Annotated in this window: 28 protein-coding genes; 10 read left to right on the forward strand and 18 right to left on the reverse strand. The window is 59.4% G+C overall.

Going from position 1 to position 26,367, the window contains the following annotated elements:
• Positions 1–103 precede the first annotated feature (103 nt).
• Positions 104–931 carry a DUF2189 domain-containing protein gene (locus FIV03_RS02075; RefSeq protein WP_031268907.1) on the forward strand — a complete coding sequence of 276 codons (828 nt, stop codon included), beginning with the start codon at positions 104–106 and terminating at the stop codon, positions 929–931.
• Between the two features lie 19 nt (positions 932–950).
• Here FIV03_RS02075 and truA read toward each other — a convergent pair whose 3' ends face one another.
• The 5 genes from truA to def all read right to left on the reverse strand — a co-directional run bounded on the left by truA (position 951) and on the right by def (position 4,626).
• Positions 951–1,781, reverse strand: a complete 831-nt coding sequence (gene truA / locus FIV03_RS02080; protein WP_152508508.1) for a tRNA pseudouridine(38-40) synthase TruA — start codon at positions 1,779–1,781, stop codon at positions 951–953.
• A complete protein-coding gene (locus FIV03_RS02085) occupies positions 1,781–2,320 on the reverse strand; it encodes an N-acetyltransferase (RefSeq protein WP_152504708.1) in 540 nt (179 codons plus the stop codon). Before FIV03_RS02085 ends, truA begins: the two co-directional genes overlap by 1 nt.
• 22 nt (positions 2,321–2,342) lie before the next feature.
• Entirely contained in the window at positions 2,343–3,281 is a 939-nt protein-coding gene (fmt, locus tag FIV03_RS02090; protein WP_152508509.1) for a methionyl-tRNA formyltransferase, read from the reverse strand.
• A gap of 157 nt (positions 3,282–3,438) precedes the next feature.
• A complete protein-coding gene (locus FIV03_RS02095) occupies positions 3,439–4,071 on the reverse strand; it encodes an NAAT family transporter (RefSeq protein ID WP_152508510.1) in 633 nt (210 codons plus the stop codon).
• A 36-nt stretch (positions 4,072–4,107) separates the two neighbouring features.
• Positions 4,108–4,626, reverse strand: coding sequence for a peptide deformylase (def, locus tag FIV03_RS02100; RefSeq protein ID WP_031268905.1), 519 nt, complete (start codon positions 4,624–4,626; stop codon positions 4,108–4,110).
• A 161-nt stretch (positions 4,627–4,787) separates the two neighbouring features.
• Here def and rmuC point away from each other — a divergent pair, with 161 nt between their 5' ends.
• Both rmuC and FIV03_RS02110 read left to right on the forward strand, forming a co-directional pair.
• Positions 4,788–5,975, forward strand: coding sequence for a DNA recombination protein RmuC (gene rmuC, locus FIV03_RS02105; RefSeq protein ID WP_035908085.1), 1,188 nt, complete (start codon positions 4,788–4,790; stop codon positions 5,973–5,975).
• Between the two features lie 78 nt (positions 5,976–6,053).
• Positions 6,054–6,620, forward strand: coding sequence for a hypothetical protein (locus FIV03_RS02110; protein WP_152508511.1), 567 nt, complete (start codon positions 6,054–6,056; stop codon positions 6,618–6,620).
• Positions 6,621–6,713: 93 nt separating this feature from the next.
• On the opposite strand, the gene FIV03_RS02115 is transcribed toward FIV03_RS02110, so the two are convergent.
• From FIV03_RS02115 to FIV03_RS02125, 3 genes are all read right to left on the reverse strand, one after another.
• A complete protein-coding gene (locus tag FIV03_RS02115; RefSeq protein ID WP_152508512.1) occupies positions 6,714–7,586 on the reverse strand; it encodes an NlpC/P60 family protein in 873 nt (290 codons plus the stop codon).
• Between the two features lie 33 nt (positions 7,587–7,619).
• A complete protein-coding gene (locus tag FIV03_RS02120) occupies positions 7,620–7,970 on the reverse strand; it encodes a MarR family transcriptional regulator (RefSeq protein ID WP_006934185.1) in 351 nt (116 codons plus the stop codon).
• Positions 7,971–8,042: 72 nt separating this feature from the next.
• Positions 8,043–9,431 (reverse strand): leucyl aminopeptidase family protein, encoded by a 1,389-nt coding sequence (locus FIV03_RS02125; protein WP_152508513.1) that lies wholly within the window; start codon positions 9,429–9,431, stop codon positions 8,043–8,045.
• A 188-nt stretch (positions 9,432–9,619) separates the two neighbouring features.
• Here FIV03_RS02125 and FIV03_RS02130 point away from each other — a divergent pair, with 188 nt between their 5' ends.
• On the forward strand, positions 9,620–10,396 hold the full coding sequence (locus FIV03_RS02130) for a tetratricopeptide repeat protein (protein ID WP_051990112.1): 777 nt from the start codon (positions 9,620–9,622) through the stop codon (positions 10,394–10,396).
• Positions 10,397–10,619: 223 nt separating this feature from the next.
• Here the strand turns inward: FIV03_RS02130 and FIV03_RS02135 are convergent, their stop codons facing one another.
• The 9 genes from FIV03_RS02135 to FIV03_RS02175 form a co-directional block, all read right to left on the reverse strand.
• Positions 10,620–11,597: a type II secretion system F family protein gene (locus FIV03_RS02135; protein WP_152508514.1), complete on the reverse strand. Its 978-nt coding sequence runs from the start codon at positions 11,595–11,597 to the stop codon at positions 10,620–10,622.
• A gap of 8 nt (positions 11,598–11,605) precedes the next feature.
• The gene (locus tag FIV03_RS02140; RefSeq protein ID WP_152508515.1) at positions 11,606–12,625 is read right to left on the reverse strand and encodes a type II secretion system F family protein; all 1,020 of its coding nucleotides are present in this window, start codon (positions 12,623–12,625) and stop codon (positions 11,606–11,608) included.
• 7 nt (positions 12,626–12,632) lie between these two features.
• Entirely contained in the window at positions 12,633–14,153 is a 1,521-nt protein-coding gene (locus FIV03_RS02145; RefSeq protein WP_055657464.1) for a CpaF family protein, read from the reverse strand.
• A 31-nt stretch (positions 14,154–14,184) separates the two neighbouring features.
• Positions 14,185–15,492: a CpaE family protein gene (locus FIV03_RS02150; RefSeq protein ID WP_286202251.1), complete on the reverse strand. Its 1,308-nt coding sequence runs from the start codon at positions 15,490–15,492 to the stop codon at positions 14,185–14,187.
• 9 nt (positions 15,493–15,501) lie between these two features.
• A complete protein-coding gene (locus FIV03_RS02155) occupies positions 15,502–16,206 on the reverse strand; it encodes a CpaD family pilus assembly protein (protein ID WP_209009450.1) in 705 nt (234 codons plus the stop codon).
• Between the two features lie 16 nt (positions 16,207–16,222).
• Positions 16,223–17,632, reverse strand: a complete 1,410-nt coding sequence (locus tag FIV03_RS02160) for a type II and III secretion system protein family protein (RefSeq protein ID WP_209009831.1) — start codon at positions 17,630–17,632, stop codon at positions 16,223–16,225.
• Between the two features lie 38 nt (positions 17,633–17,670).
• A complete protein-coding gene (cpaB, locus tag FIV03_RS02165; protein ID WP_152508517.1) occupies positions 17,671–18,441 on the reverse strand; it encodes a Flp pilus assembly protein CpaB in 771 nt (256 codons plus the stop codon).
• Between the two features lie 393 nt (positions 18,442–18,834).
• Entirely contained in the window at positions 18,835–19,341 is a 507-nt protein-coding gene (locus FIV03_RS02170; RefSeq protein ID WP_022999752.1) for a prepilin peptidase, read from the reverse strand.
• A gap of 152 nt (positions 19,342–19,493) precedes the next feature.
• Positions 19,494–19,682 carry a Flp family type IVb pilin gene (locus tag FIV03_RS02175; protein ID WP_022999751.1) on the reverse strand — a complete coding sequence of 63 codons (189 nt, stop codon included), beginning with the start codon at positions 19,680–19,682 and terminating at the stop codon, positions 19,494–19,496.
• A gap of 527 nt (positions 19,683–20,209) precedes the next feature.
• Between FIV03_RS02175 and FIV03_RS02180 the strand changes: the two genes are divergently transcribed.
• From FIV03_RS02180 to FIV03_RS02200, 5 genes are all read left to right on the forward strand, one after another.
• Positions 20,210–20,674, forward strand: a complete 465-nt coding sequence (locus tag FIV03_RS02180; RefSeq protein WP_077290873.1) for a pilus assembly protein N-terminal domain-containing protein — start codon at positions 20,210–20,212, stop codon at positions 20,672–20,674.
• A 27-nt stretch (positions 20,675–20,701) separates the two neighbouring features.
• Positions 20,702–21,256 carry a TadE/TadG family type IV pilus assembly protein gene (locus FIV03_RS02185; RefSeq protein ID WP_031268901.1) on the forward strand — a complete coding sequence of 185 codons (555 nt, stop codon included), beginning with the start codon at positions 20,702–20,704 and terminating at the stop codon, positions 21,254–21,256.
• Position 21,257: 1 nt separating this feature from the next.
• Positions 21,258–21,848, forward strand: a complete 591-nt coding sequence (locus FIV03_RS02190) for a hypothetical protein (RefSeq protein ID WP_208993400.1) — start codon at positions 21,258–21,260, stop codon at positions 21,846–21,848.
• Between the two features lie 195 nt (positions 21,849–22,043).
• Positions 22,044–23,456: a bifunctional enoyl-CoA hydratase/phosphate acetyltransferase gene (locus tag FIV03_RS02195; RefSeq protein WP_077290874.1), complete on the forward strand. Its 1,413-nt coding sequence runs from the start codon at positions 22,044–22,046 to the stop codon at positions 23,454–23,456.
• Positions 23,457–23,458: 2 nt separating this feature from the next.
• Positions 23,459–24,643 carry an acetate/propionate family kinase gene (locus FIV03_RS02200; protein ID WP_152508518.1) on the forward strand — a complete coding sequence of 395 codons (1,185 nt, stop codon included), beginning with the start codon at positions 23,459–23,461 and terminating at the stop codon, positions 24,641–24,643.
• Between the two features lie 27 nt (positions 24,644–24,670).
• On the opposite strand, the gene phnD is transcribed toward FIV03_RS02200, so the two are convergent.
• Entirely contained in the window at positions 24,671–25,615 is a 945-nt protein-coding gene (gene phnD, locus FIV03_RS02205; RefSeq protein WP_209009832.1) for a phosphate/phosphite/phosphonate ABC transporter substrate-binding protein, read from the reverse strand.
• A gap of 84 nt (positions 25,616–25,699) precedes the next feature.
• On the opposite strand from phnD, the gene FIV03_RS02210 reads away from it, so the two are divergent.
• Positions 25,700–26,320, forward strand: a complete 621-nt coding sequence (locus FIV03_RS02210; RefSeq protein ID WP_152508520.1) for an HAD family phosphatase — start codon at positions 25,700–25,702, stop codon at positions 26,318–26,320.
• The last annotated feature ends 47 nt before the right edge of the window (positions 26,321–26,367 follow it).

The following is a 26,367-nucleotide window of genomic DNA, read 5'->3' on the forward strand; positions in this document are numbered from 1 at the left end:
CGCATAAGCCCTTCTCCCGATTGAGCCGGACACCGTTCCGTGCCTAAGATTGCCTGTCCGCGGGAGGCGGGCGGGCAATATGCTTTTGGGAGGAAGCCGCCTGATGAGTGACAACACGTCAACCCCGCACGGTAGCGGGGCATCCGCAACAACTGGATTGCGGCCCATGCCAAAGGTCAACAAGATTACCGTCAACGACGTGATCGACGCGTTCGCTGCGGGTCTGGCCGATTTCCGCAGGGCGCCGGTCTACGGTCTGGCGATCGGCGCGTTTTTCGCTCTTGGGGGCCTGTTCGTCGTCTTGAGCGCGGCCGCCCTCAACATGAGTTACCTGTCCTATCCGGCAGCGGCCGGCTTCGTCTTGATCGGGCCGTTCGCTGCGGTTGGCCTCTACGAGGTCAGCCGGCGTCTCCAAAATGGCGAGGAGCTTTCCTGGTCGCGCATCTTCGGCACAATGTGGGCCCAAAAGGGGCGGGAACTTTCCTGGATGGCCTTCGTGGTTCTGTTCATCCAGATCATGTGGATGTACCAGGTGCGCCTGCTGCTCGCGCTGTTCCTCGGCTTCCGGTCATTTGCCTCGTTCGACGAGTTTCTGACCCAGGTCATCTCCACCCCGGAAGGCCTGATGTTCCTCGCCGTTGGCCACGTGGTGGGTGCAATCCTGTCGCTGATCCTGTTCTCGCTGACCGTGGTGTCTTTCCCGTTGCTGATGGAAGAAGATCGGGACTTCATCACCGCCATGATCACCAGCGTGCGCGCCGTGTTCACATCGCCCGTACCGATGATCGGCTGGGCCTTTGTCGTGACCGCGGTTCTGATCGTCTCGATGGCACCGGCGTTCCTTGGCCTTGTCGTGTCCCTGCCGATCCTCGGTCATACGACCTGGCATCTCTACAAGAAGTGCGTGGAGATACCTGAGGAGACGTTGTGACGGGCTCAAGGGGATCCTCTCACGCGTCGCCGTCTTCTTCGCCTTCTCCGTTCGCCAACACGGCTTTGCGGGCTTGCCAGTCCTTCTTGAGTTCGATGTCCATTTCGGCGGAACGGTAGTCGACACGGGTCAGGTAAAGCCCGTCTGCCGGCGCCACCGGGCCGCAGGCGTTCCGGTCGCGGGCTTGAAGGGCCCTGGTGACATCACCCGGCCCCCATTTGCCCTCACCGACCAGACGCAGGGAGCCGACCATCGAGCGCACCTGATTGTGCAGGAAGGACCGTGAGGCGCATTCGGCAATGACGAACTCGCCCTCGCGGTAGACCCGGAATTCCTCCAGCGTCTTTTCCGGGCTTTTTGCCTGGCAGCGCGTATGGCGGAAGGTGGTGAAGTCGTGATGACCGACGAATTCCTGCGCGGCCGCGTGCATGGCGTCCGCATCGAGATGCACCTTCACATGCCAGGCAAGCCCAAGCTGGTGGGTGAGCGGCGGCAGCCGATTTTGAATGCGATAGCGGTAGGAGCGGCGGATCGCGGAAAAGCGCGCGTCGAAGCCTTCGTGCATTTCCGCAGCATCCAGGATCACCACCGGATGGGGCTGGCAATGGAAATTCAGCGCCCCCATGACCGTTCTTGCGTCCCAGTCCTTCGAAAGATCCACATGGCAGACCTGCCCGGTGGCGTGGACGCCGGTGTCTGTGCGACCGGCGCCGCCAATGGTCACCTCCTCACCGGAGAATGCCTTGACGGCACGTTCGATCACCGCCTGGACCGACGGCGCGTTCGCCTGGCGCTGCCAGCCGCTGAACGGCCTGCCGTCATATTCCACCGTCAGTTTGTAGCGGGGCATTACTCGAATTCTTCAAAGGGTGTGGCGAAGGCCACCTCGATTGGCAGGTCCCGCGATCCGGCTTCCGTCAGCGCAAGCGCCATGAAGGCATCGCCCGCATAAGGCCCTTGCACCTTGCGTGCCAGCACGGGATCGAAACCGAAGCGCGGATAATAGGACGGTGGGCCGAGCACCAGAACAAGGTCTTCTCCCAGATCCTTCAGGCTTTCCAGAGAGGCCTTGATCAGCGCCGAACCGATGCCCGTCTTCTGCAGGTCCGGCCAGACGGAAACAGGCGCAAGGCAGACAACCTGCATGCCCTGCCCCGGACCGATGGCAGCCGGGGTGACACGGCTATAGGCGATATGTCCGACGATCCGGCCGTCAGCGTCGACCGCGACCTGTTCCAGCACCAGAGCGCCGCAATGACGCAGCGTGTGCACGAGGCGGGCTTCCATGTCTGACGGAAAGGCAGCGGTGACCAGCTCTCTGACGGAAGCTTCATCGTCAGATGTCACGTTTCTGATGGCAAGGCCGGCAGCTTCGGCGGCTTGGGTCATGTCGGTCTCCTCGAACCTCAGATTAGTCCAGAACCGTGCCGTCAGAAAGCGATGCTCCGCGCAGGAATTCCGCGCCGCTCATCGGCTTCTTGCCGGCCCGTTGAACCTGTTCCAGACGTACGGCACCCGTACCGCAGGAAATCACCGGCACATCCCCACCGGTGTGGACGGATCCCGGCGTGCCGGAGCCTTCGCCAAGCGTGCTGCGCAGAACCTTGACCCGTTCCATCTTGCCGCCGAGCGGCATTTCGCACCAGGCACCGGGAAAGGGTGACAGGCCGCGAATGTGGTTGTGAACCTCCGCAGCCGGTTTCGACCAGTCGATCCGGGTTTCCTGCTTGGAGAGCTTGGCCGCGTAGGTGACACCTTCCTCGGCCTGGGTCTGGTCTCCAAGCGCCCCGCGCGACAAGGCCGCCAGCGCCCGAACCATCAGATCCCCGCCGAGCGAAGACAGCTTGTCGTGAAGGTCACCGGCCGTCATGTTCTCGCCGATGGCAACGGTTTCCGACATGCAGACGGCACCGGTATCGAGCCCCTCTTCCATGCGCATTACCTGAACGGCTGTTTCCGTGTCACCGGCCATGATCGCCCTGTTGATGGGCGCTGCGCCGCGCCAGCGTGGCAACATGGAAGCATGAAGGTTGAGACAGCCGTATTCCGGCGCTTCCAGGATCGGTTTCGGCAGGAGAAGGCCGTAGGCAACTACCACCGCGACATCTGCATTCAGGGCCGCAAAGGCCTCCTGCTCTTCTGACCCTTTGAGGCTCTGCGGCGTGAACACCGGAATACCGAAAGATTCAGCGGCCTCGTGAACCGGCGATTTCTTCAGATCCATGCCCCGTCCCGCAGGACGCGGCGGCTGCGAATAGCAGGCGACCACGTCGTGGCCCTGGCCGACGATTTCCATGAGGGTCGGCACCGAGAAATCCGGGGTGCCCATGAAGATGACGCGTAAGGACATGAGGCTCCTGAGGGGTTTTGAAGATCTGCGCCCTTATTGCGTCTCACGGCGGGTGTTGCAAGGGGGCAGCGTGCGTTGTTTGACACCCCTGCAACCAGTGCCACTCCTTCCCGAAAGTGCGAAATCGATCAGGCCTGCCGCGTGGCGTCAGCTCGCTTCAAGCCAGGCCTGGCAGCAGGACCTTTAGGCTTCCGATCATCATTTCCATCGCAATGGCTGCCAGGATCATCCCCATCAGGCGGCTCATGACGCTGGTTGCGGTCTGGCCGAGGAACTTTGACAGGAAGGGGGCGGCAAAGAATGTGCCTACGAGTACGGCGATGGAGGCGGCAATGGCAGCGATATATGCAATTTCGTGGGAAAGATCCGTGACCTGGCCACGGTAGATAATCATGGTCGAGATCGTTCCCGGTCCGAGCAGGATCGGTACGGTCAGCGGATAGATTGCAGGATTGTCCTGTTCGGAATGATGTTCCTGTTCCTCGTCCGTCCCATGATGCGCCTTGCTCTTCTCACCGGAGATGAGGTTGAGCGCGATCAGGAGAATGAGGAAACCACCGGCAAGCCGAAACGCATCCAGGCTGATGCCGAAGACCTTGAGAATGGTGTCGCCCGTGAGACCGATGAATGCTGAGCCAAGGGCAAGGCCGACCAGCACCGTCAGGGCAACCTTGCGCTCAAACCCCGGCCCCTTGTCGGCGGTGAGCGACAAGAACACCGGCAGGTTTGCAATCGGGTTCATGATTGCAAAGAGCGCAGCGAAGAGTTTCAGGAACAGGACCTGATCCATTTATGCCGCCCCCGGTTTCAGCCAGGCAGCAGCGGATCAGAGTTTTCCGGCCAGCTTTGCCTGCTTGGTGAATTTCTTGACAACGCGTTCGCGCTTCAGCTTCGACAGGTAGTCAATGAACAGCTTCCCGTTGAGATGGTCAAGCTCGTGCTGAATACAGGTTGCCAGAAGCCCGTCGGCCTTGATCTCCTGTTCGGCGCCTTCCCGGTTGAGAAACTGGACCGTTACTTCGGCAGGCCGCTCGACCTCCTCGTAGTAATCAGGGATCGACAGGCAACCTTCCTGATAGACGGACAGGTCCTCGCTCGACCAGACGATCTTCGGATTGATGAACACCATCGGCTCTTTCGGCGCGTCTTCCTTGGCGACGTCCAGCACGAAGATGCGTTGCAACAGCCCGATCTGGCTGGCGGCAAGTCCGATGCCGGGGGCATCGTACATGGTTTCCAGCATATCGTCGGCCAGTTTGCGGACGTCGTCGTCAACGGTCACGATAGGTGCACACACCTCGCGCAGGACCGGATCGGGAATGGTGATGATCGGGCGTATTGTCATGCGCCTGACATAAGAAATCGGAGCGCTCCGGTCAACGCGGAAATAGCGCGGCAGCCTCCCGTTTTCAACGCCTTCGGCCGGACCGGCTACCTGGTAAAAGACCACAGCCCTCTCCTGCTGCGCGGATGGGCCTTCGCCCCGAATCGTTCTATGTTTGTTTCATGAATGAGATCCTGTTCGATTTGAGTGGCCGTCCGGTGACGGTTCTGGAAGCTGCCATCGCCGGCGGCCTGTTTCTTCTGGCGCTGATTGTCTGGCTGGTCCTGAAGACCATGCGGGAGATCCGTTTGCGTGCCGAATCGGACGCGGTGGCCGGCGAGCGCATTCACGAGCTGGAAAGCCATCTCTCGCAACTTCTGAAATCTCAGGGGGAAATGACCGGCCGCATGCAGACCATGGCGGAAGTGTTCGGCTCGCGGCAGTCCGACATGATGCGCGCCGTCAACGAGCGCCTGGACGGCATGGGCCACAAGCTGAACCTTTCGATGGCCGATACCAGCAAGCGCACGCAGGACGGCCTCAGGCACCTGCACGAGCGGCTGGCGGTGATCGACCGGGCGCAGCGCACGATTACCGATCTCTCCGGCCAGGTTGGCCAGTTGCAGGCTATCCTGTCCAACAAGCAGACCCGCGGCGCCTTCGGCCAGGGCCGGATGGAGGCGATTGTCCAGGACCAGATGGCGCCCAGCACCTATTCCTTCCAGGCAACGCTGTCGAACAACAGCCGCCCGGACTGCCTGATCCACATGCCGAACGGTGCACCGCCCCTGGCCATCGACGCCAAGTTTCCGCTGGAAGCCTTCAACCTGCTGCGCAATGCGGAAACCGACGACCAGCTTAAATATGCCCAGGCCCAGTTCCGCCGCGACTTCACCAAACACATTCAGGACATCGGCGAGAAATACCTTCTGCCCGGCGAGACGCAGGATACCGCGTTCCTGTTCGTGCCATCAGAAAGCGTGTTTGCAGAACTCAACGAGAGCTTCGAGGATCTGATCCAGAAGGCGCACCGCACCCGGGTGGTGATCGTCTCGCCGTCGCTGCTGATGCTGTCGATCCAGGTGATCCAGTCGGTGCTGCGCGATGCAAAGATGCGCGAGCAGGCCCATCTGATCCAGGCCGAAGTCGGCCACCTGGTCGCCGATGTCAGTCGGTTGAACGATCGCGTCGGCAAACTTCAGGCCCATTTCGCACAGGCGAACAAGGATATCGACCAGATCCTGATTTCCTCCGACAAGATCTCCAAGCGCAGCCGCCGGATCGAGGATCTCGAGCTGGGAGAACTCGAAAGCGTTGCAAAAGACACTTCCAGTGCCGAACCCCAGCTGGCGATGACACCGAAGGGGTGACGCAGCAAATCTGTTGCTGCTGTTCCACCCCGGGTCTACAGTCCGGCCGGCTCGATCCGAGTCGATTTGGAGGCAGGTATGTCGTTCCGGAATTTCCTTTTTTCCAAGACACTTAACATCGCGATCACCGGCGTGATGCTTGGGGGGCTCGCGCTCCCGCTGAGCCAGAATGCAGCGGCGGAAGAGTGCTCGCAGTCCGTCGAAGCGGTCTGGCTGGACACCTATTCGGTTGAAGCCGATGCACAGGGCGAATGCGGGTCTGCGGAAGTCTCGCTCGCGGTCTTCAATCAGTCCGGTGGCATTGAATATCAGGCTACCTTTGATCAGAACGACCTGTTCGGTTTTTACGGCATCGAAACCCTCACCGACATGCAGGCAGCCCTGCTGGACTGGATCAGCGGCTACGTCGATGTCGCGACATCCGCCAAGCTGCCGGCCTGGCCGGAAGGCGCTGAAGGCCCGCAGGCCGGCGAATTTCCGTTTTATGCAGAAGAAGGCGTGACACGGGAGACATATGAGCGGGCCCGCCAGGAAGAGCGTCCCATGGTCTGCTTCATTCAGGGAACTGAAAGCCAGCTTTGCCTGGTCAAGAACCCGAAGTCCGGCGCACTCGAATCCATTGGCGTCCAGACGTTCCCCGGCTGAGGTAATCGCGCAGATTAGACAAACGCAAAATCACAACCGACAAGACCCCGGGCGAGCACTTGAATGCCCGGGGCACAGCCACCTTCAGTCCACTTACAACTCTGGCAGGCGCCGCGCCTTCGTGATCGCGCCCCATTCCGTTGCCGCGATGCGATCAATTGCCTTGTCCAGTGGCTCATAGGCGACGGTCATCGTGTAGCCGTTTGCGTGCAAAAGGCGGTTCTCGCCCGCGATGATGCCGACATGGCCCTTCCAGAACAGCAGATCACCACGCTTCAATGCAGCCGGATCATCATGCGGAACGGCTTCGCCTGCTTCCGCTTCCTGCATGTCGCTGTCGCGCGGCAGGTCGTGTCCGCCTGTCTGCGCCGCAAGTTGCACCAGCGCCGAACAATCGAGACCCAGGCTCGAGCGTCCACCCCAGCGGTAGGGCGTGCCGATCAATTCTTCGGCGACAGCCACCCAGTCATCCTCAACGGCGTCCAGCGGCACAAGATGTTTGGCAACAACCGCCGAACCATCGCTGAGGAGCGCATAGGTCAGCCCACGCGTTTCGGTTTCACCGATGACCGTGACCAGTGAGCCAATGGACAGAAGCCCCTGTGGCGGAAACTTGAGGTCGGCAACCGGGTAACGGTAGGTCCGAAGGGCGCGCACCCGGTGGGTTGCCGGCTTCACCGGCCCAAGGTCGTCGGAGGAGAACCAGCCGACGTAGCCGTCCGTGTCGAGCTGTCCCCAGGCCCAGCCTTCCGGTGTCTGCTCGTAAACCGTCACCCATTCGCCGCTGAGGGCTTCGGTGTCGATCGGCCTGTCCGGGCGCGGTTCAGGCCGGATCGGCAGCTGGTCTGCAATGACCTGAAACACCTCGCCCTCGGCGAAACGGCTAGCGGCTGCCCGGCCTTCATAGTCGATGGCGGCAAGGTCGGCACGGACCGGATGTCGGCGGCGGTCGAAGGTCTCGGTCATGGTCGATAGTCGATCCCGAATTGGATTGGATTGTCAGCGCGGCAGTTCCCGGGCTTTTTCCACCACGAGATCGCCAAGCTGCTCCAGATAAAGCGCGCCTTCCACCGTGCGGGTGATGATCACATTGCGTTTGTCGGCTTCGTCGCGTTTGCGCGACAAAAGCCGCATACCGCCCAGAGTGTCAAGCGCCCGGGTGATGGCAGGTTTGGTGACATTCAACTTGGCAGCCAACCCGCGCACCGTATGCGGCGGCGGCTCCAGATAGACTGTCATCAGGATCGTCAACTGGCGCGCGGAAAGATCCTGTTCGCTATCGCGAACAAGCGCCAGATTGACCTCGTGCATCAGTTTCAGCGCCTGCGAGGCGCGCAATTCGACGGCCATGAGTTACAGGGTCCCATCCTTTTCCCCCATCCATCTCCATGACCATCGAACCACGAAAACGTTTCGGAGCCGTTATTGTGCGCCCGCAAAACGCTCAGAGAGGACATCGAACAGACCACGAATGCCCTGGGCTTCCCCGCCCATCGGTTTTCCGGGCTTTTCCATCGGGGTCCAGCCGAAAATATCGAAGTGAACCCAGCTGCCGGTGTTCTCAACAAAGCGGGACAGGAACAGCGCCGCCGTGATCGAGCCAGCGAATCCAGCACCGGATGTATTGATGTGATTGATATCGGCAACCTTGCTGTCGAGATATTTCAGATAGGGCTGCCACAGCGGCATGCGCCACAGCGGGTCGGCGGCAGCCTCGGCCATGACCGCGATGTCCTCGGCAAGTTCCTCGTCGTCCGTGTAGTAAGGCGGCAGATCCGGCCCCAGAGCAACGCGGGCAGCACCGGTGAGCGTTGCCATATCGATCAGGATTTCCGGGCTCTCCTCGTCTGCAAGCGCCAGGGCATCGGCCAAGATCAACCGACCTTCGGCATCGGTGTTGCCGATTTCGACAGTCAGCCCCTTGCGGCTCGGCAGGATGTCTCCCGGCCGGAAGGCGTTTCCGGCAACAGCGTTTTCGACACAGGGAACGATGACGCGCAGGCGAACAGGAAGCTTTGACGCCATGATCATGGACGCAAGGCCCAGCACATTGGCCGCCCCGCCCATGTCCTTTTTCATCAGCGCCATGGAGGAACCCGGTTTCAGGTTGAGACCACCGGTATCGAAGATGACACCCTTGCCCACCAAAGTGACCTTGGGCGCAGATTCGTCACCCCAGGTGAAGTCTGCCAGGCGCGGCGCCCGGCTGCTGGCCTTGCCGACTGCGTGCACCATCGGGAAGTTTTCTTCCAGAAGGTCTTCCCCGATGACGATACGCCCGGTGCCGCCATGCTGCTTGAACAGGGCGACAACGGCCTGGGACAGTTCCCCCGGTCCGAGATCGTTCGCGGGCGTATTGATGAGATCACGCGCCAGCTGGACCCCGTCGAGAATCGTTCCGAGTCGATCCAGGTCGACAGTCTCGTCAACGGCAAGACGGCGGGACTTGCCTTCGTTTTTCAGGTAGCGGGTAAAAGAGTAGGTGGAGAGGGCAAAGCCGAGCGCTGCCTGTTCGGGATCCGGAAACCCCTCGGCAAGATGGTAATCGCCTTCCGGCAGTCCGGCGACCAGGCCGCCTAGTGCCAGCGGATGCGACAGACCGCCATCCTCTACGCCGAACAGCACCGCGGCACCATCTGCTCCCGGGACAAGCAGGGATGTTGCGGGCTTGCCTGCAAAATCGTTGACCTTGCACCAGTTCAATGCCGCTGCTCCGAGCCCGTCCAGAACTTTAGGCAGGCTTGCCTCGGTGACGGCGTGGATGGGCGTGGAGCTGGATACATAGCTCTTGCGGACTAGGCTTTCGCGCACGGGAGGACCTCCGTTGGAGATTGGATTCGATCTTCAAGACCTAGGATGCCCGGCGTTCGGACGCAATATGGTGCGCGTCGATGCACACCGCTTCTCGCATTTCGCAACGGTGCTTAACCAAGCATTAGGGTTAATTATCTATTTCTCATAAGGAAACCTGAAAGCCGCCGACAACAAGGATGTTGGAAATGCAATCGCCCAGAACTGGTTCCGTTCGCCGTCGCACTCGTCTCGCTACGACGCTGCTGGCCATGTCGGCGCTTGTCGTTGTCACTGGCTGTGCTTCCAACCGCGCCAACACCGGCACGCACTCTCCTGCCTCCGGCTACACTTCACCGGGCTCCTCACAGGCGCTGGCACAGGTGTCCAAATGGTCCAAGGCCTATGAGCGCGACCGCAAGGACCGCAGTGCCATTCTTGGCTATTCAAGCGCTCTCAGCCAGAACGGACAAATTCCGCAGGCCATGGCCGTTCTTCGGTCCGGCGTGATCGCACATCCTAAGGACCGGGAAATCTCTTCCGCCTATGGCAAGGTTCTGGCGATGAACGGCCGTTTCGACGAAGCGTTGAACGTCATTCGCGGTGCCCAGAGGCCGGACACGCCGGACTGGAGGCTGATGTCCGCTGAAGCGGCGATTTACGACCAGACCGGCAACCACGACAAGGCCCGCAGCCTCTACAAGCAGGCGCTTATCATCGCGCCAAACGATCCCAGTCTCCTGAACAACCTGGGTTTGTCGTATCTGCTGTCCAATGATCTGCCCGATGCGGAATATACCCTGCGCAAGGCAGCCACCCTGCCCGGCGCAGACAGCCGCGTTCGACAGAACCTGGCCCTCGTGCTTGGTATACAGGGCAAGTTCGACGAAGCCATTCAGGTAGCGCAGTCCGAGATCGATCCGCAGCAGGCCCAGGCCAACATCGCTTATCTGCGCACCATGATGCAGAAGCGCCAGCAGGGCTGAGGCAACAGCGCGGTTCCAATAAGTCCCGCTTTTCTCAATGAATGTACGGCCTTGAACTGCCGGCGTCGGGCCAGCATTAAATCCAGAAAATTCGGAAAATCGACCAAAGGAGTGCTGCTCAACATCGGCACTCCTTCTGCGCGTTTGGCGCATCCGGTTTCAATTGTCGCTGAGAGAACCCAGGGCCTCCGGCGATAAGCACGCCGAAGAGCGATCCTGCTGCCTATTGGAAGGTGTTGATCACCTGAATCACTGCCGGCCCCATGATGATGAAGAACAGCACAGGCAGGAAGAACATGATCATCGGCACCGTCAGCTTCGGCGGCAGGGATGCAGCCTTCTGTTCGGCCATTTGCATGCGCTGCTCGCGGGTATCGTCCGCCATCGTGCGCAAGGCCGTGCCGACAGGCGTACCGTAACGCTCGGCCTGGATAAGCGCCATCATGACGTTCTTCACACCTTCGACACCAGTGCGTTTCGCCAGGTTTTCATACGCGATACGGCGGTCGCTCAGGTAAGACAGTTCGGCCGTCGTGAGCGATAATTCTTCTGCCAGCTCAACCGACTGCACACCGACTTCTTCCGCAACGCGCTTGAAGCCTTCTTCGATGGACATGCCCGATTCCACGCAGATCAGCATGAGATCCAGCGCATCCGGCCAGGCCCGCTGGATGGTCAGCTTGCGCTTGTCGATCTTGTTCTTCAGATAGATGTTCGGCATGAAAGCGCCGAGGCCGGCAAGACCCAGACAGAAGCAGAGCTTTGACAATGCCGGGAAGTCGTCGGGCAGCACGAGAAACGCGTAAGCCACCGTGAAGGCGAAGATACCGATAGGTAACGCTATGCGCGCGACCAGGAAGTAGTAAAGCGGTGCGGAGCCGCGGTAGCCGGCCATTCTGAGATTTTCGACCGTGCTCTCATCGGAAAGCGCTTCCTTGAGATTCAGCCGGTCGACAAGGCTTTTCATCTGCGCCTTGGGCTGGTTTCGCAGGGATGCCTTGGCGTCTGCCTGGGCTGCCTGAAGACGGGCCCTCTCCTTGGCGCGCAGCTTGTTGCGCTCGATCGCGACCGATTTCATCCGCGATTTCAACGTGTCGCGGGACAGAAGTGGCATCACCAGGGAAAAGATGGTTCCCGTGACCGCCACCATGGCCAGAACAGCTGCCAGAAACTGACTGGATGCGATGGTATCGATATCCATGTCGTCTCCTAGAAGTCGAAGTTGATCATCGCGCGCATCACCATGATGCCGCAGAACATCCAGAACAGGCAGCCAGCGATGATGATGTTTCCGGCTGTGGTTTCGAACAGGACCAGAATGTAGCTCGGCGAAATGAGGTACATGATCCCGCCGACGAAAAACGGTAATGAACCAATGATCCCGGCGGAGGATTTCGCTTCTGCGCTGAGTGCCTTGATCTTGCGCTTCATGGCCTTGCGGCCGCGCAGCACCTTGGACAGGTTGTTCAATGCTTCGGCGAGGCCACCACCTGCCTTCTGCTGAATGGCAACCACGATGGCAAAGAAGTTGGCTTCTGCCAGCGGAACTCGTTCGGGCAACTTGCCGACCGCTTCGGCAAGCGAAATCCCCATGATCTGGGTTTCGGTGATCTTGCGGAACTCGGTCGCGACAGGTTCGCGGGCTTCGCGGGCAACCACCTTGATGCAGTCGCTGAGCGGCAGACCGGCCTTGACGCCGCGCACGATGATGTCGACGCCGTTCGGCAACTCGTCGAGAAACGCGTTGAAGCGGCGCTTGCGCTTGCTGGAAACGTACCAGCGAGGAAAACCCAGCGTGCCGGCGAAACCGAAGGCTGCCGCAATGAGCAGATTTCCGCTGAAAATCAATCCAAGGATCAGGAAGACCAGACCGGCAACGATACTGAAGATCACGAAATGATGGGTCTCCCAGGCCAGGCCGGCCTGCTCGATCTTGACCTTCAGCGAGACCTTCTGCTGCTTGTCCTGTTTGGCCTTCTGCCGTACCTCGAATTCCTTCAGCTGATCCTGAATAGACCGTTTGCGCCGGTCGACATCACGAAGGGCCTTGCGCTGATTTTCGCTCTGGGGCCGCGCTGCGACCGCGTTCACGCGCTGATCGCGCCGCTTGGAGCCGGACAGAGCAGGCTGAAACAGGCTGTAGATGATGCCGCCAACGGCAAGCATCACCAGGGCGGCGACGGCCAGGCCGGTGATTTCAGGCGTGAGAAACTCTTCAAGTCCGGACATGGGGTCCTCAATCAGCTACATATTCAGGCATCTCGGCAGCATCCAGTGCCTGTGCCAGACGGGCTTCTTCGCCAAAGTATCTTGCGCGCTCCCAGAATTTCGGACGACCGATTCCGGTAGAGCGGTGGCGGCCGATGATCTTGCCGTTCGGGTCTTCGCCGACAATGTCGTAGAGGAAGACATCCTGGGTGGTGATGATGTCGCCTTCCATGCCCATTACTTCCGTCACATGGGTGATGCGGCGGGAACCGTCGCGAAGACGTGCCGCCTGAACCACCACATCGATTGACGAGACGATCATCTCGCGCAGGGTTCTGGACGGAAGCGAGAAGCCGCCCATGGTGATCATGGATTCCAGACGGGACAGGGCTTCACGCGGGGAGTTGGCGTGCAGGGTTCCCATGGAGCCGTCGTGACCGGTGTTCATGGCCTGCAGGAGATCGAATGCCTCCGGGCCACGCACTTCGCCCACGATGATCCGCTCAGGACGCATACGCAGGCAGTTCTTGACGAGATCGCGCATGGTGATCTCGCCTTCCCCTTCCAGGTTGGGCGGACGCGTCTCCAGGCGCACCACATGCGGCTGCTGCAGCTGCAATTCGGCCGAATCTTCGCAGGTAATGATGCGTTCGGTGCTCTCGATATAGGCAGTCAGACAGTTGAGCAGCGTCGTCTTGCCCGAACCGGTACCGCCGGAAATCAGCACGTTACAGCGTGAACGGCCGATGATCTGCAGGATCGTCGCCCCTTCCGGCGTGATCGAACCGAACTTGGTCAACTGGTCAAGTGTCAGCTTGTCGCGTTTGAACTTACGAATGGTGAGGGCCGGCCCGTCGATGGCGAGCGGTGGCGCGATAACGTTGACACGGGAGCCGTCGGGAAGACGGGCGTCACAGATCGGGCTGCTGTCATCAACGCGGCGGCCGACCTGGCTCACGATGCGCTGGCAGATGTTCATCAACTGCGCGTTGTCGCGGAACGTCACACCGGTCTGCTCAACCTTGCCGGAGGTTTCGATATAGACCGTGTGCGCGCCATTGACCATGATGTCGGCGATGTCGTCGCGAGCCAGCAGAGGCTCAAGCGGACCATAACCAAGTACGTCGTTGCAGATGTCTTCCAGCAGGTCTTCCTGCTCTGAAATGGACATCACCACGTTTTTAAGCGCGATGATGTCATTCACGACATCGCGGATCTCGTCGCGAGCATCTTCGGCATCGAGACGAGCCAGCTGTGACAGGTCGATCGCCTCGACCAGCGCATTGAAGATCTGGGCCTTGGTTTCGTAATATTCGCTGTTCTTTTTCCGCGCTGCCGGGGCAGCCGGCTGAGGCTCGGGCGGCGGAGGCGGTGGTGGAGGTGTCGGCGCGGCCGCCGGCTGGGAAGGCTCGGTCTGGATCTTCTGCGGCGCCGGTTGTTCCGGCTGTTTAGCCTGTTCCGCCGGCGCAGGCGTGTCCTGCAACCCGGGTATGCCACCTGGCCGAAGGGTCTGGGGTCCAGACGATGAGCTGCCACGTCTACCAAACATAACGAACTATCTGCTCCGCTCTCAGGCCGGCCTAGCCGGCCTTCCGCTTCAGTTTCGAAAGCAAACCACCGAGGCTCGACCTGGACGCCCTGACGGGCTGGGCCTTGCCGGAGATGGTGTGTGCCAGGTCGTCGAACACGCGCGCAATCGCGTGCTTGCCGTCAATCTCACCAATCATCTGTCCGTTGTTGGCTGCCGTTCCAAACAGCTGCGGTTCGAACGGGATTATCGCGTGAACCGACAGGCCAAGTGCTCCGGCAAATTCTTCCGGCTTGATCTCGGGGCGTTTGGGAACGTTGACCTTGTTCATGATGAGATGAGGCGGGCGGTCGTTCGGCCGCAGCTGCTTCAACATGTCGACAACGTTCTTGGCATTGCGCAGGTTGGCAAGGTCCGGCTCTGCGACAAGCACTATCTCGTCGACGCCAAGCAATGTGTTCTTGACCCAGGCATTCCAGGAATGCGGCACGTCAAGCACGACGCTCGGCACCCCGGCGCGCATTGTCTCGACCAGCAGGTCGAAGGACTTCTCGCTGTAGTCGTAGGTTCGTTCGAGCGTTGCCGGTGCGGCCAGCAGGCTCAAGTGCTCATTGCATTTGGACAGGATGCGATCGAGATACGTTTCGTCCAGCCGCTCCGGAGAAGACACGGCCTCGAAAACGCCCTGGAGAGGATCCTGATTGTAATCCAGCCCGGCCGTGCCGAATGGCAGATCCAGATCTGCCACCACGACCTCACTTTGGAACACGCGGCCAAGTGCCCAGCCCCCGTTGTGAGCGATTGTCGAAGCACCGCAGCCCCCCTTTACGCCGAAGAACGCGATGGTGCGGCCAAGCGGCTCAGCCTCGGGATCGGCATATAGGTTGGCAATTGAGCCGATCAGCTGGAACACGCTGACAGGCGTGATCAAATACTCGCTGACGCCGCGGGAAATCAGATCGCGATAGAGCATGACATCGTTGACATCGCCGATGACGATCACCTTTGTACCGGCATCGCAGTATTCCGCCAAATGATCGAGGCTCGACAAAAGGTCTTCCCGCCTGCCGGACGTCTCAACGATGATCAGGTTTGGTGTCGGAGCCTGTTCGAAGGTTTCGATCGCCGCCGGAATACCGCCCATGTCCAGCTTCAGGTGCGCCTTTGCCATGCGCCGGTCTTCCATGGCGGCCTCGGCCACGCGCATGGTGGCGTCGGTCAGGCAGAAGCCGTGCACCGTGATGCGCGGGATGGAGCCGATATGGAGACCATCGTCGCTGCCCGCATAGTTGTGATCCGCAGGCTCGGAAATGGGATCCATGTAGCCGGACATATCTTTCAAGTCTGGGTTGGCACTCATAGCTATCCCCTAGTCCTCGGCAACTTCGGCGCCGACACCTTCGGTGAAGTCACCCGCGGTGACTTCGCCCTTCCGGTATTTTTCTATGACCACAGCACGCCGGCCCTGATCGGAAGGATCGGATGCTCGCGGCGTGATCAGGTCGGACGGATTGTCGACCATCGCCGCCAGGTTCGCCTGGCTGGCACATCCGAAGTTCTCGTAGTTGATGTTTTCGCCGAAGCCCCCGCCGATGTTCTTCGGCCAGGCCCCGCACTCGCCCGCAGTTGCCTGCATGCGCGCATAGGACAGGCGGATCGGTGCATCCGCACCAGGATCACCCACCGAGTAGGTTCGGGTGCTGATCCTGTTCCTTGAAACGCCACCGCGCTGCAATGCCTGACGGATCTTCGGCGTGATCGAATGAACCGCTGCCTCGTTGGCCCCTCCAGACGGCACCAGGATCTCGACCGATCCGTCGCCCTTTTGCCGGGACTGCTGGCCGAAGGCGGCAATGGTGCTTTCGATCGGCCCGTTGATGTTACGCGTGTTGCGTCCAACAGGGAGATCCAGCGTTTCCGGCTCTTCGGTGATCACGATCGGGTGCATCAGCCTGTAGTCGTGAGATGCCAGAAGCTGGCTCTGCGACTGGTTCTGGCATCCGGCTGCGATCAGGCACCCAAAGACCACAAGTGCGGTTTGCGAGAGCGTCTTGCTGCGGACCGTGTTTGACATGTTCATCCGTCCGTTCTCACTTGTAGATAAAGCCAACCTGACCGTGATAGATGCCTTCGGCGGCGGCTCCGGTCGGGTTGTAGATCTTGTTCAGCCGGTTCAGGAAAATCGTCTCGGCATCCGACGGCGCCATCAGGTTCTTGTCCGGGCGCTGCAGCTTGCTGACCGCAACCGGCTGAACTACGTAAGGCGTCACGAAGACCGCCAGTTCCGTCTGCTCACGCAGGAAGTCGCGGCTCTTGAACAGCGCACCCAGGATCGGGATCTGCATCAGACCCGGGACACCTTCGATCGCCTGCTGATAGGATTCCTGCAGAAGGCCGGCCATCACCAGCGTGCCGCCGGACGGCAGTTCCATGGTTGATTCCGCACGGCGCACCTTCAGGGCGGAAATGGTGATCCCACCTGCGGAGACCGCGCCATCGTTGCTCAGTTCGCTGACCTCGGTCTTTACACGCAGACTGATCCGACCTTCGGACAGAACCACGGGCGTAAAGTCGAGACCGACACCGAACTTCTTGAACTCGACGCTGATCTCGCCGTCCTGCTGGGAAATCGGGATCGGAAATTCACCACCTGCGAGGAAACTTGCGTTTTCGCCGGAAATCGCCGTCAGGGTCGGCTCAGCCAGTGTCCGGATGACGCCTTCACGCTGCAGGGCTTCCACCTGTGCGGTGATGCTCGTCGCTCCCGCAGACAGCTGCGTACCGCCAACTGCCTGGTTCACGATGGAAGGGTTCACGGTGAAGTTCGGAAGGCTGGACATGAACGGCGTGAAATTGCCAACGCCGATCGTGCCCTGGAACTGAACCCCGAGCTGCTTGATGATCGAGCGCTCGACTTCCGCGACCGTGACCTTCAGGTGAACCTGATCCTTGCCGGCGACGGAAATCAGATTGATGACTTCGCTTGCGCCCTTGGCACCTTGAAACTTCGCCGCGATATCCGCTGCCTGCTGGGCTTCCAGCGTGCTTTTGGTCGTTCCGCTGAGCACAACACTGCCGTTGATCGATTCAGCAGAAATGTTGGAACCGGGAATCAGCTTCCGGATGATCCGGGTAATATCGGATGTATCCTTTTCGACACGGACGTCGAAGCTGGCCAGCTCCCGGCCGCTGCGACTGAACAGAACCAGTCGAGACTGACCCGCGGTGTTGCCGATCACGAAGATGCGGCGCGGTGTTCTGAGGACGGCATCCGCAATCTCCGGGTTGGACACCAGCACATCGGCTGCGTCTTCCGCGAGATTGACCACCACCGACCGGCCGACGCCGACGTTCAGGATGCGGCCCGTTGCCCGTTCGCCGGCGGCGATATGGACCTGGCTCGGGAAGTTGCCTTCCGCCTGCGCTGCCGGAGCCGAGGCTCCCATCAGCCCTCCGAGCAAAACAGCCGTGGCAGCCAGCTTGTGAAGATAGTTTTTCATCGCGCCCCTCTTGCTGGACGTTCTGTTTTCAACCGGGCTCATTGCGCACCTGCCTGGCTCGTCACGCCATATTTCACGTAGCTGACACCTCGGCGGCGACCGCCCTCATCGTCCGCGTCATCGGCGGAATCCTGGGCACTGCGCAAGGCAAGCGCGATCGTGCCGATCTGCTGCGACTGAGCGACCACCTCGGACTGAGGCAGGGTCAGTTCCAGCGTGGCCGTGCGCTTTGGTGACAGGTTCTTCTGGTCCTGCTCGCCTGCGGTCGTGCTGTCGATTGCCAGGACGCGGATGTTTTCCAGGATCGTTTCGCTGAGAGCGCCCGTATCCGACTTGCGGGTCAGGATCAGGTCGACCTTGTCGCCCGGCAGAATGAAACCGCCTGCCGTTGTTTCCGCTTCCACGCTGACGGCGATTGCGCGTTTGCCTTTGGGCAGGATCGCCGCCATGAAGCCCTTGTCAGTATTAATAAGACGCTCGGGGCGAACAGGCTCACCGGCAAAAATCGGTGCCCGGGCGATTCGGCCTTCATATTCCTCGTTGGCCAGAGGCGAGGCCTCTTTCGTCACGGCTCCATAGGGAACGGCATCTTCTGGCCATTTCGCCCAGCTCATGTCGTCCGCCGTGAGTTTGGCACCGAGCGGAATATCCCTTTGGGCAACCAAAACCTGCGTTTTGGTCTGCTCGGCGGCAGGTGCCTGTACGATCTGAGGCTCTGCTGGCTTGTTGCCCGACATCATGACCATGCGGAAGGCGATGATGCCTGCCGCTACAGCAATTGCCAGGACGAAAATTCGCGCGATTTTCATGACCAAAACCCAATATTCCAATGCGCACATGCGCTGTTCCCGACTAGGATGAGGGGTAATTGGTCAAAACATGGTTAATCAGATATGGATGTTTTCGGTTAATATTCGTTAACTTTACTGAACACTTTATTAAATTGATGCATTCTGCAACGAATACTGAGCTACAACACCGTCTCACAGCTTCAAAGACACTGTTTTTGCTTGTCAGAAACGCGGGCAGACAAATTGGATAACGGCGCCCTGAAGCAGAAAAATCCGTTCGCCGGCTAGCATTTGCCAACCAGGGGCAAATGGCTCACCTCAAAGTGATGATCCATACCGGGAATCGAACACCCACGGGTCATCGGCCAGGCGCGATTCGACCCGCCTGCCAAAGCCCATCAGGACAAGACCTCAACGAATGAGGTCGAACCAATAAGTGGAGGAATATACCTGAAGACCGGCAATCGCGATTGCGATGCCATAGGGGATGCCGCTTTTGCTGTCATGCAGACGAGCGAACCATTCCTGCCGATAAAGCACGGAAGGCACCACCGCATTCTGCCGTAAGGCCAAAAGCCCCAGTGTCAGAAACATGCCGTAGACAGCAACAAAGAGAACGAACATCAGCAGTTCGTGCGAAAAACCAATCCAGAGCGCGATGGCACTGATGAATTTGACATCGCCTCCGCCCATCCATCCGAACGCGAAGAACAGGAAACAAGGGGCAAAAACGACCGCAAAGGCGAGTGCATGCATTCCCCAGGCTTGCAACGGCAAGCCTGTCGCGACCGCCAGGATGGCAAATCCTGCAATCAGCAGCAGGGAAACCCGGTTCTGGATAGTCATTGTCAGCAAATCGGATGCGCCACCGAAGGCGACCAGCATCGGAAAAATGACGAGAATTGCGGCCTGAACCATGGAACATTCGTCTCGTTGAGAACCTGATCCCTCAAGGCTAGGGGGCAGAGGTTAACATTTCGCGGAAATACGGCCCGGCAGAACAAAAAACGGGCGGAAAACCCGCCCGTTCTTGTTCAACCTGTTTGGCAGCTTGTGCCGCCAGACGACGCTTAGGAAGCGATGTCGGTAGCTGCAACGCCGAGCTGTGTCTGAATGCGGGTGAAGATCGCGCTCAGGGACGTACCGGTTGCTGCCAGTGCGCCGATGATGACGATGGACAGCAGGCCAGCGATGAGGCCGTATTCGATTGCAGTTGCGCCAGATTCGTCTTTTACGAAACGGTTGATAAGAGATTTCATGTGTTTTGCTCCAAGTACCACTGAATTGACAGCTTCAAGTCCGTCGGATCTTTTGTGTCCGATTGGACATAGGCTCACCCTAGGACAGAGAGCTTTCCAAGCAGTTAAATTTACCATCCCAGCCAAAAAGAATGCTGGCAATTATCACTATAGTTAACAAGACGTATAGATAAAAATCCGTTAATACGATCAAAAAACTTTAATATAAACACGTGTATTTCAATCTCATATAGAATTATCTACACACTTGTACGATTTGTCCAGTTTGTTTCTTAGATTTTATTTTGGGATTGATCAGCCTTATACGCTAATTCCCCGAACTTCTATTTTTCTTCCCGCCTCAGAAATTTTACCGAGGGCGAAGAATATCCACGCCCCCACGAATAAAGACAAAACAAACATAGAATCGTCCCTGAAAAAGCAAAAGAACATCCATTTACACTTCCTTCGCCGGGTCGTTAGCAGATCGTTCACCACGTTTGACGCATGATCTTCTATGGAAATGCACAATTGGAGTATCCATAGGCATGTTTGCGCAGCTAATCAGATGGACAAGCCTTTTCGCCGTTGTCTTTGGCGCGACCGTTGCGGTCGCACAGGACGGCCCTGTGCTTGTTACGGTCGATCGCGCCAAGGTCTTTCGGATCGAGGACGGCGCCGCAGCGGTTATTGTCGGTAACCCCTTTATCGCGGATGTCGCGATGTTCGATCAGAACACCGTCGTCATTACCGGCAAGAGCTACGGCACAACAAACCTCGTGATCCTGGATGGTGACAACAAGCCGATCGTCGACGAAGTCATTACGGTGAAGGCGTCGGATGATGACGTCGTCTCCGTATACAGGAAGGCCTCGCGGGAATCGCTGTCCTGCAATCCGGCATGCGAACCGGTACTGCGCCTCGGGGACTCGATTGAAGCCTTCAAGGAAACCGCAGATCAGGCAAGCGCACGCAATGATCTGGCGACCAAGGCAGCCGGCGGGCAGCAGTAACGGGTCCCCTAACGGAGTAGTCACCGAATGCGCTTGTTGAAACGGCTCCTCGTCTCGAGACGGAAAAGAGGGCGTGCGTCCTTCGGCAAGAACGACAGTGGCGCTACAGCCGTCGAATTCGCACTGATCGCCCTGCCCTTCTTTACAGTCGTTTTCGGGATCATCGAGGTGGGCCTGTCCCATTTCGTAAACCGGATGGTCGACAATGCCGTGATCAATGCGTCCCGTGAAATCCGCACCGGCCAGGCACATGATGGCGGTTATGATGCTGCCACCTTCAAGACCCGGATTTGCGGTAACCTGCCGGACTTTCTCTGTTCACTGGACCGCCTGGTGGTCGACGTCGACAAGGTCGATGCTTTCGCCTTGGCCAAATCTGCCGGCGAAAGTCTTTACGATGAAGACGGCAACCTGAAGGAAGAGTCCAACTACGAAGACGCCGGTGCGGGCGAGATCGTCGTGGTCAACGTCATCTACAGGTGGCCCATGATCACGTCGCTTCTGTCGCTCAATCTCGCCGATCATGGCAGCGAACGCTATCTCACTTCTACATTGGTGTTTCGAAATGAACCCTGGAACTAAGATGCCTCGTCATTTCGGCCACTTCCGGCGTCGGCTTGCCGGCCTGAGGAGCTTCCACGCCGACAAGCGTGCCGTGTCCGCAATCGAGTTTTCGATGATCCTGCCTTTTCTGCTGATCCTGCTGATCGGCATGGAAGAGGTCACCGGCACCTTGAACTATGACCGCAAGGTCAGCCGCATAGCCAACTCGGTCGCCGACCTTGTGGCCCAGGCGCAAACCATTACCCCTGCCGACCTGAGCGCCATGATGGCTCTGGGTGGAAAGATCCTGGATCCTTATCCGGATACCAATCTGGAAACGATTGTCGCCAGTGTAACCTTCGACGAGGACGGTGATCCCGCTGTCGACTGGAGCTATTCGTCCAAGGGCGGCAGCCCGTGGGCGGAAGGATCCACACCGCCGATCGAACTGCCTGCCACGGTGGCCGCAGCGAACACTTCCATCGTCGTGACGCAGGCCAACCTGAACTATGTGCCGACGTTCTCCGGTCTTTTTACCGAGTATTTTTCCAGGGCGTCCTCGATCGACCTGAGCGATACCTATTATCTGCGCCCGCGATTGACCGATACCGTCAAGTGCCCGGCTTGCTGAAGATAAACCCGCAACGTCTTGGAAACGGGAACTGCGGCGCCAGAACGTGTCTGTTTCACGTTACCTGATCCCGTTTCAATCGGCCGGCCACGCGCCTACGCTAACTCCCGTATTTGTAACGTCGCACATTCCGGCTAATCTGCTCCGGAATGCTGCGTCGCAATATGCACTTTTAAGTATGGGATTTTTGAACCGATGGCGACAAACAAGACTTACGATCAGATCAAGGTCGGCGATACCGCAGAAATCGTCCGCGAATGCTCCTCCAACGACCTTCTGGTTTTCGCGCACGCTTCCGGCAATCACAATCCGATACATCTGCCCGACACGGACTGGACCGGCGATGGCCTGGTCGACAAACCGGTAGCACCGGCCATGTGGGTCGGGGGGCTTGCCTCCGCGGTGCTCGGCAACATTCTTCCCGGACCCGGCACGATCTACAAGGCGCAGTCGTTCCGCTTCCTGGGTGGAGCTGCGGTCGGCGACAAACTGCATGTCAGGGTTACGGCAACCGAAAAACGTCCGGACAACATTGTCCTGTTCGACATGTCGGTAACACGGGGAGACGGTACCCGCCTTGTTGAAGGCGTTGCCGAAGTCGCCGCGCCGACAGAGCTTATCGAATTCGATTCCAGCGACATTCCAGCGATCCTGGTGCAGCGCCATCGGCACTTCAACCGGATGATCGAACTGGCAAAGACCCTGCCCGCCTTGCCGACCGCGGTGGCTGCGCCAGATGACCCCAACTCTCTGGAAGGTGCCTTGATGGCCGCCCGCGAGGGGTTGATCATGCCGATTCTGATTGGCGCGAAAAGCCGGATTGAAGCTGCAGCCAAAGAACTTGATGAAGATCTCGGTCCGTATGAGCTGATCGATATCGAAGATGAAATGGAAGCGGCCGGCCGTGCCGTTGCACTGGTCCATGAAGGCCGGGTCAAGGCCGTGATGAAGGGCCACCTTCACACCGACCATCTTCTGCACCACGTGGTCAAACGCGATGGCGGGCTCAGAACCAAGCGGCGTATCAGCCACGTCTTCGTGATGGACATCCCGGGCCGCAAAACCCCGGTCCTCATTTCGGATGCTGCAATCAACATCACGCCCGACCTCAACACCAAGGTCGACATCACCCAGAATGCCATTGACGCCGCCCTGTCTCTCGGCCTGGAAATGCCGCGCGTCGGCGTCCTGTCCGCCATCGAAACCGTAAACCCGGCGATCCCGTCCAGTCTCGATGCGGCGGTTCTTTCCAAGATGGCCGAACGTGGCCAGATCACCGGTGCGATCGTCGACGGTCCCCTGGCAATGGACAATGCGGTCGATGTGCAGGCAGCCCGGACCAAGGGCATCACCTCGCTGGTTGCCGGACATGCAGAGGTCCTGATCGTACCGAACCTGGAATCGGGCAACATGCTCGCGAAGGAATTGACCTTTATCGCCCACGCGGAAGCGGCCGGGCTGGTGATCGGAGCGAAGGTCCCCATCATGCTGACGAGCAGAGCCGACGACAGCCGGGCCCGCCTCGCCTCCTGTGCCCTCGCCCTGCTTTACATGCACTGGCAGGCAACCGGCAATCCGGCAGGCATCCTCGACCGGGACGGCGAGTAACCATGGATCCGGTCATTCTTGTCCTTAATTCGGGCTCATCCTCGATCAAGTTCACCCTCTATTCGGGTGACACTGTTCAACTCAAGGGGCAGATTTCCGGACTGGGTGCCCAGCCGCACATCTCCCTTGCCTCACGGGTTTCCGACACTAAGGTGGACCGGCAACTCTCTGCGGACGAAGGCAGAAGCCACGGGGCTTCTCTCGCAGCGCTCCTGCCGGTTCTGGAACAGGAACTTGGCGGACGCAGTGTCGATGCAGTAGGTCATCGGGTCGTCCACGGCGGCGTCACCCACACCGAACCGGTTCGCCTGACGGCTGAGATCCTTGAGGACCTAAAGGCGCTTGAACCGCTTGCGCCCCTGCATCAGCCGCATAATCTGGCAGGGATCACTGCGGCCCGGGAAGCCTTTCCCGAGGCCATGCAGGTCGCCTGTTTCGATACCGCCTTCCATCGCAGCCACCCATGGGTCAACGATACCTTCGCCCTGCCCCGGCCTCTCTATGACGAAGGTGTACGCCGCTACGGCTTTCACGGCCTGTCCTACGAGTACATATGCTCCTATCTGAAGCAGACTCATCCGGAGATCTATGCAGGCCGGTTAGTCGTCGCCCACCTCGGCAACGGCGCTTCCATGTGCGCCATTCGAGAAGGCCAGAGCATCGGCTCGACGATGGGTTTCACCGCACTTGACGGCTTGCCGATGGGCACGCGCTGCGGCCAGCTCGATCCCGGCGTGGTGCTGTATCTGCTGACGACAAAGGGCATGAGCGCCGATGCGGTCTCCGACCTGCTGTACAAGCAGTCCGGGCTCAAGGGGCTTTCCGGCATCAGCCAGGACATGCGCACCTTGACGCAGAGCGACGATCCGAAAGCGGCCGAAGCCATCGATTATTTCGTCTTCCGCATCCGGCGGGAACTCGGTGGCATGGCCGCCGTTCTGAGCGGTCTCGATACCGTGGCCTTTACCGGTGGGATCGGCGAGAACGCGGCCCTTGTCCGTGAGAAGGTCTGTGCCGGTCAGGAATGGCTCGGTCTTGAAATCGACCCGGTCAGGAACGAGGCAGGCGCGGAGACGATCTCCACCGAAACCTCCAGCATCAACGTACTGGTCATTCCGACCGACGAAGAGGCAATGATCCGGCGCCACACCGAGAGGCTTCTGGGCAGCGCCGCCGCTGGTGCCTGACGATCATTCAAGCGCTGCAGGGTTCCTTCAGCGGCCTGCGGGATCCAGCAGCGCGGCGTAATCGTCCTCGTAGGTGCGCAACACCGGCCGGTAGTCGGCATGCACCACAGGCTCGAAACCACCCGGCAGGTCCGGTTCTATGGCCAGATAGGCGTCGGGTGCTTCCCGGCGCATGTCCATCAATCCGGCCCTGAGACGCCGTTTCAACGCGTCAGGCAGATCCTTGCGCACACTGTGAGCGGAATAGGGGATCGGCGGCGAGCGCCAGACGATTTCCAGATCCTTGAAACCGCGTTCTCCTGAAACATAAAAATCATTGAGCGTTCCGGCCGTATAGCCGTTCTTTGCCTCCCCCGCCAATGTCGACCAGCCAAGGGTCGCATCGACCCGGCCGGCCAGAACGGCGCGGAGGCCCTCAACAGGGTCCTTCACCTCAACAAGGGCGCTGAAATGCGCGCGCGCGTCGACACCGTCAGCCGCCAGATTGGCGAGCGGAACACGATAACCGGTTACGGCGTTGGTGCCACCGACAGCAAGGCGCTTCCCCTTGAGGTCTGCCAGGGTACCCTGCTCTGCGCCGCGCTTCGCGATCAGAATGGCATAAAAGCGCGCCGGAAAATCATCCGGAGCGGCGGTGACCAACGGCTCAACGCAACTGCAGAGCTGATGCACGGCAGCATAAGCGGATGGTGAAAGGCGAGCATAGTCGATCTTTCCGGAAGCAAGCGCCTCGACAGCATCGGCCATGGTATCCATCAGAAAGAGGTCCACCGGCAGGTCGGCGATTTCCTCAAGAGCGAGGCGGAAAGGCTCCACCCGGTCGCGAGCCCCTTCATCTGCCGCGACTACAACACCGAGGCGCAGCCGATCGGGCATGGATTCCGGATCCTGTGCACTGGCGGTGGCAGCGGTGAGAAAGACTGCCGCGAGAATGGGGGCCAGCCAGCGGAACAGGAGATTTACAAGTGCCATATTGCCGACATAACCTTCTGATGAAACTTGCAAAATTTTATCTCGCCTTTTGAACAACTTCCGCCAGAAAACCGGATCGGCCACATGAACGATGCTATCACGACCGTCGTCTTCGATATAGGGAATGTCCTGATCGAATGGAATCCCGAATATCTCTATCGCGAGCTCATTCCCGATGAGGGCGCACGCGAAGACTTCCTGGCGACGGTCTGCACGATGGAGTGGAACCTGCAGCAGGATCTTGGCCGGCCCTGGGCGGAAGCCGTCGATGTTCTGTCCCGCCAGCATCCGGACAAGGCCGAGCTTATTGCCGCCTACAGCGATCGTTGGCACGACATGGTGCCCGGCGAAATTCCCGGCACGCCTGACATGCTTGCAGAGCTTAAGGCCCAGGGGACGCCCGTTTATGCAATTACCAATTTTTCAGAAGACAAGTTTGCCCAGGCCCAGGAACGGTTTCCGTTTCTGAAGACCAGCTTCCGCGACATCGTCGTCTCCGGCGCTGAAAAGGAGATCAAACCCGGCCTGCGCATCTACGAAATCCTGCTGGAGCGAAACGGACTGACCGCCGCGCAATGCCTTTTCATCGATGACAGCGAGCGCAATGTCGAGGCCGCCCGAGAAGCCGGCATGTCAGCCCATCACTTCAAGGGGGCTGAGGGTCTGCGCGCGGAACTGAAACAGCTTGGTCTGCTGAACGGGTAATTGCCGTGAGGAAGCGACCAATATCGGGGAGGCGGCAAGGCCGTCTC

It is taken from the genome of Labrenzia sp. THAF187b (assembly GCF_009363375.1).
Classification (GTDB): domain Bacteria; phylum Pseudomonadota; class Alphaproteobacteria; order Rhizobiales; family Stappiaceae; genus Roseibium; species Roseibium algicola.